Consider the following 13,174-nt stretch of genomic DNA (forward strand, 5'->3'; position numbering starts at 1 on the left):
GATTAAAATTTCATATTCATCCCAAAAGAATAGACTTTTGCAATCGGATAATATCCGCTGTCATAGCCCTGGGTAAGGATGCTGTCCGAATTGGCATCCAGATTCTGTCCCCGGTAGGATGTAAATGTTAAAAGGTTATTACCCACAAAATACAGCTGTATAGACTTCACTTTCAACTTGGATACCAGCTGGTCCGGAAGATTATAAGCCAGCTTTACTGAGCGCAGCCGCACATAATCTCCGTTTTTAAAGAAAATATTGGATGTTCTCGCTTCCTTTCTGTTATTGGAAAAGTTCATATTCGGCATAGCGTAGATCCCATTGGGATTGGTTACAGGATTATATCTGTTATCAAAATAATACTGTGATGGAACTCCAAATCCTTCTCCGGATTCTGAAATACTCACCATATCCCCGTTATATATTTTCCGGCCCAATTCACTGTATAAAGTAAAATTCAGTTCAAAATTTTCATACCTGAAAGAATTGGTTAATCCTAAGACATATTTGGGAATTCCGGAACCAAAGCTTTTTTTGTCGTTCGTATCAATCTTCCCATCTTTATTCAGATCTTCCATGATGTAATCTCCTACCATAGTTCCGGAAATATGAGGCGAGTTATCAATTTCAGTCTGGGATTTATACACTCCCAAAATATTATAGCCGTACATTTCAGCAATGGACTCACCTACTTTGGTAATGGCAAAATTATTGGCTCCTGCTACAATCTGAGTTTGTCCACCAGCCAGGGCCAGTACTTTATTTTTATTCATTGAAAAGCTCAGATTATTTGAATACTCAAAGCTTTCGCCTATATGAAGAGGTTTTAAGGACACCTGTATTTCCAGTCCATTATTTCTCAGCTTTCCAATATTCTGTAACGATGTGCTGTATCCTGACTGCTGCGGAACCGGCACATCCAACAATAATCCATCCCTGTTCAGCACATAATAATCTGCCGACACATTGAGATATTTATTAAAAAGTCCGAAATCAATTCCAACATTTTTAGATTCAGATTTTTCCCATGAAATATTAGGATTGGGGGCTGTGGAAGAACGGTAACCCGGTGCCAGAATTCCACCAAATACATAGTTTTCCTGAGCCATGAGTGAAAGGGCTCCAAAATTTGGGATCTGATTGTTTCCATTGCTTCCGACGCTGAATCTGAATTTCAGAGGATCCAGAATATTGTTTTTAGGAAAGAAATTTTCTTTACTTACCGTCCAACCCAATGAGACAGCATAGAAATCTCCCCATTTTGTATTAACTCCGAAACGCGAAGAACCATCTCTTCTGTAAGATGCCATAAAGCTGTATTTTCCCTGATAGGAATAGTTGAACCTTGAAAAATAAGAAATAAGAGTCCATTTATACTGATCTGCATCTACTTTAAAAGAAGTTCCACCCCCAATATTAGTGATGCTGTTATCAGGAAATCCAGCAGCCAGAGTAGTCACCTTATTAGATTCCTCCTGCTGATAAGATTGCCCTGCAATCACATTGAACGAATGGTCACCTACCTTCTTATCATAGGTCAGCAGGTTTTCGATCAGATAATTTTTCGTAATATACTCTGTCCTGCTTGCTGTGGTTACATCCGGAGCCGCCGTTCTGTAGCTCCCAACCGTTGAAGGGTCAAAGAAATTGTATTCATAGCTGGTATAATCTCCACCTGCGGAAACTTTATATTTAAAGTCTTTCAGAAAATTCCATTCTCCGAATATATTCCCGAATGTTTTGAATAATGAATATCTTCTTTTCGTCATTTCTGCTATAGCTACAGGGTTTTCCACCAAAGCACCGTCAGTAGGTGTATTGGCTTTTATCTGTTGTGAAATAAGGAGGTTTCCATTGGCATCCCGGGGAGCAAAGAAAGGATACATCGTTGTTGCCATCTGAAGAAGGTTGTAGGTACGTCCTCCATTTACCATATCAAAAAGGCTTCCCTGAGCAAAAGATGGGGTCATGGAAACACCGAATTTCAGCTTATCCGACATTTGGGTCACGAGATTGATATTCCCGGAATATTTTTCGTAGTCTGTTCCGATCAGTATTCCTTTTTGATTCAGGTAACTTCCGGTAAAGGAGTATTTCGTTTTATCATTTCCGCCCAGCACATTTAATGAGATATTACTCATCGGTGCAGGCTTCAGGACCGTTGAGTACCAATCGGTGTCTGTCAGACCTTTTTCTTTGTTTAAATATGGGGTAAGATAACCGGGGATCAGCTCTCTTAAAGTAGCTCCTTTGGAAACCCTTGTGGCATTGTCATCAGCAGCACTTCTATTGGCCCCTTTCGAAAGATAGTTATTATCTCTGGCTTCTTTCATAAAAGTTGCCATGTCATAGGCATTAACAAACTTTTCGTTATCACTTCTGGTTTGAATTCCGTAGTAAGAGTCCAGTGTATATTCCAGTTTTCCTTTTTTTCCTTCTTTCGTTTGAATGAGAACCACACCATTTGCACCCCTGGAACCATAAATGGCCGTAGATGCGGCGTCCTTCAGAATATCAATAGTGGCAATGGAGTTGGGATCAATAGAATTCAGATTCGTACCTTCTGTTAATGGAAATCCATCCACAACGATTAAGGGATTAGCACCCGCCGTCAGAGTCCCGATTCCCCGAATTCTGATATTCGGTGAAGCTCCGGGATTGGCATTGGACTGGGTGATCTGAATTCCTGTCGCTTTTCCCGCAATCATATCGCCAAAGTTGCCGGAAGCCACTCCTTTCAGGTCCTTTTCTCCTATAGAAGCAATAGATCCGGAAATATCCTTTTTATTTTGCTTTCCATACCCAATCAATACGACTTCTTCTATCTTTTTTTCCTGGTCAGGAATCGTATCGTTTTTTGAAATACGGATTTTATCCGTTTTGTTTTGTGTCACAGGTTTGGCAGAAGTTCTTCTGACCGTAACGACCCTGTTCTGAATGCTGAACTCTACCGGATAGTTTTTCTGTAAATAATCCAGTGTTGTCTGTAAAGAGGTATAATCAACCTTTCGGTCATCTACCAAAATATCTTCCAGATCGGAAACGGAATAGAATACCTGTGTTTTTGTTGTTTTGCTGAGCTTTTCCAGGACTTTCGTGATGGGCAGTTCTGCAGCAGCACAGGAAGAATGTAAGAAAGGAGGTATTCCGTGGGCATAAGATAATTGTGATGTGCACAAAAATCCCAGCACGGCAATACTAATTGCTGTTTTTTTCATAAATTCGCAAATGTTAATTTTTAAACTTTTACCGGTTTTTAAATTGAATAATCAGCATCGATACGCCAATATCGGTGCTTTTCTATTTTAATATAATCTCTTTGTCATTGATTTTTTCAGGTTTAAGATTGAACGGGAAGCTGATGACAGAAAGTACTTCATTTAAGTTTCCTGTGAATTCTCCGCTTACTTTTTTATTTCTAAACTGAGAAGGATATGATATACTGATATTATAGGTATTCTCCAGCTGATCCACCGCCTCAGAATAGGCTGAATGGTCAAAAGTAAAGTGCTTTTGTTTTTCAGGATGGTAATAATGATAATCTTTTCTCTGCGCATCATTGATCCAGATTTCTTCAGGCAACAGATAAGTGATAGTGCTTCCGTGCGCTATTTTTACTTTTCCCTCAAATAATTCCACCTTTTTTTGTGCTGATTTCTGATCCAAAAAGAACTGAGTCCCCAAAACCTGAACATCAAACTCACCGGCATTAATTCTGAAAGGTCTCTTCTTATCCTTAGCTACATTGAACCTTCCCCGTCCCATAAAAACCATTTTCCGGTCTTTTTTACCAAAATCTTTATCTAAAACAAGTCTGCTGTAAGGGTTCAGTTCTACTTTACTTCCATCGGGCAGTTCAAATGATTTTCTACTTGCTGATGTTTCATAGACATACTTCCTCTCCGCTCCATTTGCTGAAGTCTGGCTGGCTGTTTTAAAAACGATAAAAAAAGCAAAAAAAGGAACCAGCACAGCAGCGGCCCAATAGAATTTTTTAACAGAGTTTTTCTTTTTAATCTTCGCTTCAATTCCTGTCCAGATCTTACGGTCTGTAAGATCATCCATTGTATCCTGCGTTTCGGAAGCTGATTTCCAGGTTTTTTCAAATTCTTCTTCTACACTCATGGAATATCTATTCTCGTTTGTAAAGGGTATTTACCAATAAATACGCAGGAATCGAAAATCGTAAACCTTATTTTTTAAGATTTAACAAATAGTTCATATTAGAAGACGGAAAAGGTTAGTGAAGATTAATTTTCAAAAAGCTGATCGCTTTATTGATATGTTTTCCAATGGCGACTTTGGAAATTTTATTTTCTTTGGCTAAATGAGAATAGCTGAGCTTTTCAATTTTGTGCTGAATAAACAGTTCTTTGGTTTTCTCAGGCAGTTTATCCAGCAGAATTTCAATTTTGGATATCTGTTCTTCCATAAAGGCTTCCTCCAAAATCTCATCTTCAGTTTCCGGAATCTTATTTTGATCGGAAGAAATCAATATCATTTTATTTTTACGGTAAAAATTGGCGACTTCCTGTTTACTCGTTTTGAAAATAATAGCTTCTACTGCGGAAGAATCTGTCGCTTTGTCCATATGCTTCCATACATGCACAAATATATCCTGCATAATATCTTCTACATCCTCATCTCTCTGGACATATTTTCTTACGAAGAAATAAACTTTATGTTTATATTCAGAATATATATTTTTGAATTGCGCCATTGTGCGTCCTATAAAAATAGCACCCCAAAAGTATCCATAATAAATTCATCCTGGATTAATACTATATTAATTTTCAAAAGCTTTATGAAATACCTGCACGTTCAGTACTCCACATTTTTCACTTTTGCTTCTTTAATTTGCTTATGCTTTTGATTTTAATATTATGACCGCAGAAGGTATACTTTTCGAACACCTTGTCGAAGATTTGACCAAACTTCCAGTCAATACCACTAAACGAAATGAATTGAAGGATTTTCGTAAAAAATAGGATGTTTGATCATCTGTTGATTTTTGATGTACATACTAAGAATCCTTAAATGTATATTCATCATACACTGTATTGATCAGCTGATCAGAATTGATATTTCGTGAAAAAATAGGATAATGAAAGCGATCCAGTTTATTTAAAATACGTATAAGCTCCATCTTTTCATGATAATTGAGATTTCCAGCTACGATATGGGTGGCCTGACGAATCTTTTCCATTTGATTTTCCAGGATCAATAATCCTCTTTCAGTAATACGGATCAACTTACTGCGTTTATCCAAATCAGAATCTGTCTGTTCAATAAGCCCCTGACGTAATAGTCTGGCAATAATTAGCATACCCACAGGCTTATCATGAATATTTTTCTTAATAAGCGCCATCTTACTCATCTCACCAAAAGCCTTTAGATTAATCAGATAAATAAAGTCTTCCTGGGTAGAGAATTCTGAATCTGAGATTGCAGATTTTGAGTAGGTTTTCGCATATCGGTTAAGATGAACAAGCAATGTACTTATGGCACTTTCCGGCGTTCTTCCATTTTCCTTCCCTTCCCAATAAGGTTCTTCGGAATGATCTTGTTGCTTATTATTATCCTTATCAGAAATCCATGCTTTAAAACCTTGAATAGTTCCCGGATACAAATCAGGACAAGCCTGGACTTCGGTTTCAAACTCCTGCAGTAAGTCTATAAAATCTTTAATAAGTGTATAATTCATATCCGTTAAATAGTTTACAAAAATACCTAATTCCTTAAAGAGTTTTGCAATATATGATCAAAACTATATTAAATAGAATTGATTAAGCTGCTCTTCACATAATATACGGATGACTTCAATCCAACGGTCCTCATCATTCAGACAAGGTATATAGGTAAATTTTTCACCACCCGCTTCCAGAAACTGCTCTTTTCCTTCAACAGAAATTTCTTCCAGAGTTTCCAGGCAGTCTGAAACAAATGCAGGACAAACAATGGCAAGATTTTTAATTCCTTTTTGTGGAATAGTTTCTAATGTATGATCCGTATAAGGCTCTATCCATTTGTCTTTTCCTAATCTGGACTGAAAAGAAACAATAACTTTATCTTTTGACAATTCAAGCTTTCTGATCACCCGATCGGTAGTATTAAAACACTGGTGGCGATAACAAAATGAATGACTTGGATTTGTATCTTTATAACAGCAATCATTCATATTACATGTCTTTGTGGGATCTGTTTTGTATATATGCCGTTCGGGAACACCATGATAAGAAAATAATAAAGCATCAAAATCTTCCGGAAGTTTCTCTCTGATGCTTTCTGCCAAACAGTCTGTATATAAATCCCGGTTATAAAAAGGCTGTACGTAGTTGATTCTTACACCTGGAAATTTTTTCTTTCTGATCTCTTCTGCTTTTTCAATAACAGTTTCAGTGGTACTCATTGCATATTGTGGATAAAGGGGAAACAGTACAATTTCCGTGATTCCTTTTTCAACAAGATTCCTGATACCTGTCTCAATACTTGGTTCAGCATATCTCATTCCTATTTCCACAGGTACATCTATCCGTTTTTGAAGCTTTTTCCTAATCTTTTCTGTAATAACGATCAATGGTGAACCTTCATCTGTCCACACCGTTTTATAGGCTTCGGCAGATTTTGCAGGTCTTGTTTTCAGGATAATTCCCTGAACAAGAAGTGCCCGAAAGATCCAGCGGTAGTCAATTACCTTTTCATCCATTAAAAATTCATCCAGATATTCCTTTACATCTTCTACCGCAGTAGATCTCGGAGAGCCAAGATTGATTAATAAAATTCCTTTTTTAGCCAATGTTATTTATTTATTAGTGAATAGTTATATTACCGATTATTCTGCCAGTGCTTCTTTGTAAGCCTTTAATGCTCTTTCTCTGGCTTTTGTATGTTCCACGATGGGTTCTTCCCTATAGTCTTCCGGAAGCCACTTTCTGATATATTGAGTATTTTTATCAAACTTTTTTGTTTGTTCATAGGGATTGAATATCCTGAAATAAGGCGCTGCATCACAACCACATCCCGCGGCCCACTGCCAGTTTCCATTATTGGCAGCCAGGTCATAGTCCAGCAATTTTCCAGCAAAATACGCCTCTCCCCACCGCCAATCAATAAGCAGATGTTTAGTAAGGAAACTTGCCGTGATCATTCTTACCCTGTTATGCATAAATCCGGTTTCATTGAGCTGCCTCATTCCGGCATCTACAATCGGATATCCAGTTTTACCTTCACACCACGCCTTAAATTCTTTTTCATCGTTCCTCCAAACAATATTCTCATATTTCTTTTTAAAACAGTGATGGACAACACTCGGGAAATGATACAGGATCTGCATGAAAAATTCTCTCCAGATAAGTTCGTTAAGCCAGACTTCATTATGTTTAACAGCATATTGTACACATTCCCGAATCGAAATGGTACCAAAACGAAGTGCAATACCAAGATGGCTAGTACGATCCATTGCAGGAAAATCCCGGTACTCACCGTAAAAGTCTATTATATCCTTGTCCAGTTTGGGTTCAGCATAATCAAGATCCGTTTTCTCAAATCCAATATCTTTCAATGAAATGATTGCTGAAGGTCCTTCATAATTTGCAAAACCATCCCTGTTAACCGGAACAATTTCTATATTTTTCAGATTCTCCTTCCACTTCTTTGAGTAGGGAGTGAAAACAGTATATGGAGAAAGGTCATTTTTCAGAATATTATTTTTCTCAAAAATGACTTGATCTTTAAAATTCCGGAATTGGATATGATGCTTTAACAACAAATCAGCTATCTGCCGGTCTCTTTGTATAGCTTCCGGCTCATAATCCCTGTTGCTAAAGACAGTGTCAATATTGAAATCCTGGATTATTTTTTTAAAGACCTCTATGGGAGTACCATAATAAACATACAGTCCACTGTTATATTTTTTCAGATCTTTATGAATCCCCTGTAAAGCCTGATGGATATAATCTACCCTTTTGTCCCTTCTATCCTCAAGTTGATTCAGTATATCAGTATCAAAAATAAATACCGGAATAACCTTTAATCCTGAATTAAGTGCATGATAAAGCCCTGTATTATCTTCCAGTCTGAGATCTCTTCTGAACCAAAAAACATTCACTTTATTCATGGTTTTATCTGTTTAAAAAATATAGATATTTGTTTTCTGTAATTAAAACACAAATATACTAATAAACAAATTAAAAAGAATATTAATGAACTAAATTTATACAATATTAAATTGATTCAATAAGTATGAGTAAAAAACAGAATGAATATAGAGGGAAGAAAATTATATGAATAGAAATGTATAATCAATAAGTTCCATCAAATTAAGATATAAATAAACTAAATATCATCCTAAAACAATAAATGCCCGGAACTTCTAGTCCCGGGCATTATTAAACTAACTTTAATTTGTTTTCTTTCTCCATTCTGCTTTCACATCTTCCGCAGCATCTTTGGTCTTTTCCCAAGCGTCATCGGCTTTATCTTTTATATCTTCCCATGCATCTGAAAAATTTGATTTTACTCTTTCCAGCCAATCTTCCTGAGTTGCTTCCTGATCATTAGCTCTTTTTTCATTGATATAATCTTTGGCTTTGTCTGCTAACTCATTGATCTTCCATTTTGCATCATCAGCTGCATTTTTTAAAGAATTTTTTGTTTGATCTACTGCATTTTCCGCTTTGTTGTACTCTGAATTATTCATAATATAATATTTTAGTAATTGGTATATAAATAAACAATCTTCATGCCTAAAAAATAATTTTTGTGTTAAAAAAATATTAAAGTCAATTTCTCAGAGATAAATAAAACAAACTTTAGATTTTGTTAAAAAAAGCAATACTGTAAACCTCTATTAGCTGATGAGAAATTTCATCCTAATTATTTCTCTCAAGCCATTCAATAATTTTGAGAGCAACGCCATTTGATGATTGAAAATTTTGTCCGGTAATAATTCGGCCATCCTGTTCAACATGAGATACATTTCCTTTTGAAAATTTAAAAGTTCCTCCTCTTTGTTCTATTGTCTTCTGAATTAAGAATGGAAAATGTTTAAAATATTCACCATCTTGTTTTTCAAAAGAATCAGGATAACCACTTATTGTCTTTCCCTGAACTAAGAATTTACCATTTTTAGTTCTTAAGTTGACAATACCCGCTGTTCCGTGGCATACCGAAGAGATAATACCCTTGTTATCTTCATATACCTGCATCGCAATACGTTGAATCTCTGAATTTTCAGGAACATCATACATAGCACTTCCACCGCCAATATAATGGACTGCTTTGTAGTTTTTATAATCAATTTGTTTAGGGTTCAAAGTATATTTCATGGCGTACATAAAGTCTTGATTATATAAATATTGTTTTTGCAAACTATCGGAGGTATTGACATAAGCTAAAGGAATATCACCGCCTTTCGGACTTACAAAATCAACAGTATATCCTGAATTGACAAAAGTATCATAAGCGTTTACGATTTCGGCAAAGCTATTTCCCGTTGAAATTGTAGATTTTCCGTAATAATGAGCATTGGAAACAATGAATAGTATTTTTTTACCGGTTTTATTGCTGGCTTTACTGCTTGCTGATTTGCTGATTATTTTCCATTTACCTTCAATTTTCTTTAACAGGAACATATCCATAAATTCTTGTTTTTTTTCAGGAATAAGAATCTCGGCTTTTGCAACAGCAATATCATTAAAGTATTCTATAGAGATAATTTTCCCTATACGACCGTTAAATTCTCCTTTTTTTCCTTTTTGAAACCAGTTAACATATTCTGAAACGGGAACAATCCATAAAGGTTTTTCTTTGTGGCTTAGAAAAAGATTGGCTTCAGCATAAAAAGCCTCACTAATACGGTCTGGCTCATTATAAGATGTACCATTAATATATTTTTGAATACAATTCTCAATGAGAGATTGTTCCGATTGTGCAAAGCACCCATTTGATAGGAGTACCAATAAAATTGCGAAAAAGATTTTTTCCATAAACTTTGGATTTTAATGATTTAAAAAACGTTCCGCAAAAATATATTGCTTCCCTTTTAAATCATTCCAAGTTTATCATCATGAAGTACGAATGTATATTTTAGGAGTAAAAATTATGTTTTTTGGTAATTGGAAGGCGTCATTCCAGTGATTTTTTTAAACGAACTATAAAATGTACTGCTTGAATTAAATCCGGATTCAAAACCCACAGCATCTATTTTCAACTGAGCACTTTCCTTTAAAAGCCGTTTTGCTTCCTCAATTCGATATTCATTGATGAATTGAGCAAAACTTTTATTCAAATTATCATTAATAAATTGTGATAGTAATTGAGGGCGAATATTTAATTCTTTGGCTAAAATGGATAAGGTGAGATCAGGATTAGTATAAATTTTTCTAGTTTCAAAAAGTATATTAATTTTTTCTTGGATTTCCTTTACCAGCTTTTCATCTATTTTGTTGATGTATTTTTCTTTACTAATCACAGAAATTGACGTTTTGTTTTTTGCATAATAAATCAGAAGGAAAGAAATGTAAAAACTGAAGGAAAAAGTCAAAGCTCCGGAAATATAGGAAGTATATCTGGATAAAGAATAGGAAAGCCAAATGGCAAAAACACCACAAACAATTGATAATATCCAGGTTTCCTGATAGCTAATTTGGTTGCGATGGGTTACTAATTTTCTAAAAATTGATCTAGCCTCATAAATGGATAATACAATAAAAATAAACCATTGAATATTTATAGAATAATAAATTATCCGTCTCCATATCTCAGGATTTTCCTTGTATGGAAAGATAAAACCAAAAACGCTTATCGTTATAAGTATAAAAATGAGACTATATTTTGCAAAAGAATAATTAAGATTTTGCAGTAGTGATTTAACAAAAAAATACAACAGAGGACCAATTAAAAAACAAGCTGACAAGCCTATTTGTAAATACGTTTTTGACAACTGGGGATTAAAATTATAAAATACAGATTTTCCGATCCTTGTACTTAAAGCTAACAACAAAAGCCCTAAAAATAAATCGGATATCGCTTTATTTTTCTTAAAGAATAGAAAATAGAACCCCAAAATAACACTATTAAAAACACCTATAGCGCTTAAAAAAAATAATATTTGATTGTCAATATTCATTAGTTGAAAATATGTTTTCTTTTGGAGTTATTAGCAGTTATCTTTTCGAAATTCGTAATGTGGTTAGATTTTCACCACAAAACTTCTTTATGAAACCGATATTCCAAATTTAGCAAAAACTTTTCCCATTGTTGCTTTTCGTTTGAATAATGGCTGATTTCCATTTACAGAAATACATATTGTCTACTCAAGATCAATCAATTTTGTAGAGAATTCTTCAAAAAACACCATTAGCCTGTCTTCCATGAAATCAGGGTTGATTTTTCTTGCTTATAATTAGTAAAAAACAGAATAACTCTAAAGCCTCAAAGTCTGGAGATTTAGCATAGCGGAAACGTATTCTTTTATATAATCTATTTAAAGAGCAAAGCCCCTTAGTCGGGGCTTTAAATAGTATTTCATTGACTTCTGCACTTTGTGAGAGCCTGCTTAATATTTCTTTCCAATCTTTTCAGATAGTAAAAGAATCTCCTTATTTATTATATCAGCATTTTCTTTTTTTGTAATGATACTACCATGGCTTGCATTCATAATAATTTGTTTACCATTAGAAGAAAGTTCTTTGATTTCTTTCTGCATATCAAACCATAATTTAGTCTGTTTTTCAGTATCAATTCCCTCTTTTCTGTATCTATCTTTTTGAGATTCTTTATACTGTTCTGTAGCGGTAAATACAAGAACAGGTAATGAATCTAATTTCTTTGCCGTACCTGCACGTTTCAGTACATCATTAGTAAGCTTATTCTCTCTTAAAAACATATTATAAACATCACCAGAATTATAGATTAGTAATTGTGAGCGCCCATACACTTCTTTAGGTAAACCATCACCCTGATACGGAGGTTTACTGATTACTTTGTTATAAATACCCAAAATACCTAAATCCGCTAATATAGATCCAATTTTTAATAATTTTGCCTGCCCTTTGGGTACCAGTTCTTTTTGTGCTAATCGATTCCACTGTTCAGGATGGCTTGAGTCTATGAAAACGATTCCTTCAACTTCGTTTGGATAAAGATCCCTGAAAATCCTACTATAAGGTCCTCCCATAGAATGACCAACCAAAATATAAGGCGGTTTTTCGCCAATTTTTTCTAATAATTCATGAAGCTGATGGGCATAAAACTCAGGAGCTCTACCATCACTATTACTCGATTCACTAAACCATTTTCCATCTCTATCATAGCGTATAACTCTCGTTTTATCTTTTAACCCTTCCGCAATCCAATGAAGCATATCTGTATTGCCGTGTGCGCCAGCTTCCATAATAATTGTTGGTAAAGATTTCTTTTCACCCTCTACTCTTACATGAATATTGGTTCCGTTTACATTAACTAATTTACCTGGTGGAACTGGTTTTGGACTAAATAATTTATAACACAGCCCCAAGAACAATAATAATACTAGAATTCCTATTATAAGTTTACCAAAAAACTTAAATATTTTTAAAATTAATTTCATAGTTATTTTTTAATTTCATATTGACAACGGCGGAAATGCCGAAACAGAATCTTTTAACAAAAACCAATCTTCTATCATTGTTTAAATGATCGTCCATTGTTTTTTTAGAGTGAACGTTATAATACTACTGTTAAATGTTTTGTAGACATTTTAGATGGAATCTTTGGTATAGACATAATTATTAGTTTTCCCGCAAATATAACAAAAAGCCCCCTGAAAAAGAAGGCTTGTGTATTATTCTGGTACTGCTATTTTTGCTGGATCTGGCATCTCTTTCTTGATTTTCTCTTGCATCTTACCCACGTCTTTTATTTTCACTTTCTCCATGGTTGTTTTCTGAATGAATAATGATTGATTTCCGTTTACAGACATAACATTATTTTCTTTCAATTAAACAGTTTTCGCGAACAATTATTCAAAAAAATATTATTATCGGAGGATTAGGGATAATATATAAAAAAAGCCCCTAAAAAAGGAGCTTTTGTGACTTCGGAGGGGTTCGAACCCCCAACCCTCGGAGCCGAAATCCGATATTCTATCCAGTTGAACTACGAAGCCATATTCATAAATAATGAATGATAAGTA

11 protein-coding genes and 1 tRNA gene are annotated in these 13,174 nt (G+C 34.8%); all 12 read right to left on the bottom strand.

Annotated elements, in window-relative coordinates; all coding sequences use genetic code 11:
• Nucleotides 1-2 precede the first annotated feature (2 nt).
• On the bottom strand, nt 3-3,218 hold the full coding sequence (locus tag B8967_RS20555; protein WP_084087636.1) for a SusC/RagA family TonB-linked outer membrane protein: 3,216 nt from the start codon (nt 3,216-3,218) through the stop codon (nt 3-5).
• An 82-nt stretch (nt 3,219-3,300) separates the two neighbouring features.
• Nucleotides 3,301-4,125, bottom strand: coding sequence for a FecR family protein (locus tag B8967_RS20560; protein WP_084087638.1), 825 nt, complete (start codon nt 4,123-4,125; stop codon nt 3,301-3,303).
• Between the two features lie 115 nt (nt 4,126-4,240).
• The gene (locus B8967_RS20565; RefSeq protein WP_084087639.1) at nt 4,241-4,720 is read right to left on the bottom strand and encodes an RNA polymerase sigma factor; all 480 of its coding nucleotides are present in this window, start codon (nt 4,718-4,720) and stop codon (nt 4,241-4,243) included.
• A gap of 303 nt (nt 4,721-5,023) precedes the next feature.
• Complete coding sequence (locus tag B8967_RS20570) at nt 5,024-5,704, bottom strand: MarR family winged helix-turn-helix transcriptional regulator (RefSeq protein ID WP_084087641.1); 681 nt, start codon at nt 5,702-5,704, stop codon at nt 5,024-5,026.
• Between the two features lie 63 nt (nt 5,705-5,767).
• A complete protein-coding gene (gene hemH / locus B8967_RS20575; protein WP_084087643.1) occupies nt 5,768-6,796 on the bottom strand; it encodes a ferrochelatase in 1,029 nt (342 codons plus the stop codon).
• A 36-nt stretch (nt 6,797-6,832) separates the two neighbouring features.
• Nucleotides 6,833-8,116, bottom strand: a complete 1,284-nt coding sequence (locus B8967_RS20580; RefSeq protein WP_084087645.1) for a cryptochrome/photolyase family protein — start codon at nt 8,114-8,116, stop codon at nt 6,833-6,835.
• Between the two features lie 282 nt (nt 8,117-8,398).
• Nucleotides 8,399-8,698 carry a hypothetical protein gene (locus B8967_RS20585; protein WP_084087647.1) on the bottom strand — a complete coding sequence of 100 codons (300 nt, stop codon included), beginning with the start codon at nt 8,696-8,698 and terminating at the stop codon, nt 8,399-8,401.
• A gap of 172 nt (nt 8,699-8,870) precedes the next feature.
• A complete protein-coding gene (locus B8967_RS20590; protein WP_084087649.1) occupies nt 8,871-9,986 on the bottom strand; it encodes a nuclear transport factor 2 family protein in 1,116 nt (371 codons plus the stop codon).
• Between the two features lie 113 nt (nt 9,987-10,099).
• Nucleotides 10,100-11,128 carry a helix-turn-helix domain-containing protein gene (locus B8967_RS20595; RefSeq protein WP_084087651.1) on the bottom strand — a complete coding sequence of 343 codons (1,029 nt, stop codon included), beginning with the start codon at nt 11,126-11,128 and terminating at the stop codon, nt 10,100-10,102.
• A gap of 429 nt (nt 11,129-11,557) precedes the next feature.
• The gene (locus B8967_RS20600) at nt 11,558-12,589 is read right to left on the bottom strand and encodes an alpha/beta fold hydrolase (RefSeq protein WP_084087653.1); all 1,032 of its coding nucleotides are present in this window, start codon (nt 12,587-12,589) and stop codon (nt 11,558-11,560) included.
• Between the two features lie 234 nt (nt 12,590-12,823).
• Nucleotides 12,824-12,979: a hypothetical protein gene (locus B8967_RS22610; RefSeq protein ID WP_157969902.1), complete on the bottom strand. Its 156-nt coding sequence runs from the start codon at nt 12,977-12,979 to the stop codon at nt 12,824-12,826.
• A gap of 94 nt (nt 12,980-13,073) precedes the next feature.
• Nucleotides 13,074-13,147 (bottom strand) — tRNA-Arg (locus tag B8967_RS20605).
• Nucleotides 13,148-13,174 lie beyond the last annotated feature (27 nt).

Origin of the sequence: Chryseobacterium sp. YR221, assembly GCF_900176315.1 — a bacterium.
In the GTDB taxonomy this organism is placed as follows: Bacteria; Bacteroidota; Bacteroidia; order Flavobacteriales; family Weeksellaceae; genus Chryseobacterium; species Chryseobacterium rhizosphaerae.

Bases quoted from the DNA above. Each gene is read 5' to 3' on its own strand.
- B8967_RS20555 (WP_084087636.1), bottom strand. From the start codon at position 3,218: ATGAAAAAAACAGCAATTAGTATTGCCGTGCTGGGATTTTTGTGCACA.
- B8967_RS20590 (WP_084087649.1), bottom strand. From the start codon at position 9,986: ATGGAAAAAATCTTTTTCGCAATTTTATTGGTACTCCTATCAAATGGG.
- B8967_RS20560 (WP_084087638.1), bottom strand. From the start codon at position 4,125: ATGAGTGTAGAAGAAGAATTTGAAAAAACCTGGAAATCAGCTTCCGAA.
- B8967_RS20570 (WP_084087641.1), bottom strand. From the start codon at position 5,704: ATGAATTATACACTTATTAAAGATTTTATAGACTTACTGCAGGAGTTT.
- B8967_RS20565 (WP_084087639.1), bottom strand. From the start codon at position 4,720: ATGGCGCAATTCAAAAATATATATTCTGAATATAAACATAAAGTTTAT.
- B8967_RS20585 (WP_084087647.1), bottom strand. From the start codon at position 8,698: ATGAATAATTCAGAGTACAACAAAGCGGAAAATGCAGTAGATCAAACA.
- B8967_RS20600 (WP_084087653.1), bottom strand. From the start codon at position 12,589: ATGAAATTAATTTTAAAAATATTTAAGTTTTTTGGTAAACTTATAATA.
- B8967_RS20595 (WP_084087651.1), bottom strand. From the start codon at position 11,128: ATGAATATTGACAATCAAATATTATTTTTTTTAAGCGCTATAGGTGTT.
- B8967_RS20580 (WP_084087645.1), bottom strand. From the start codon at position 8,116: ATGAATAAAGTGAATGTTTTTTGGTTCAGAAGAGATCTCAGACTGGAA.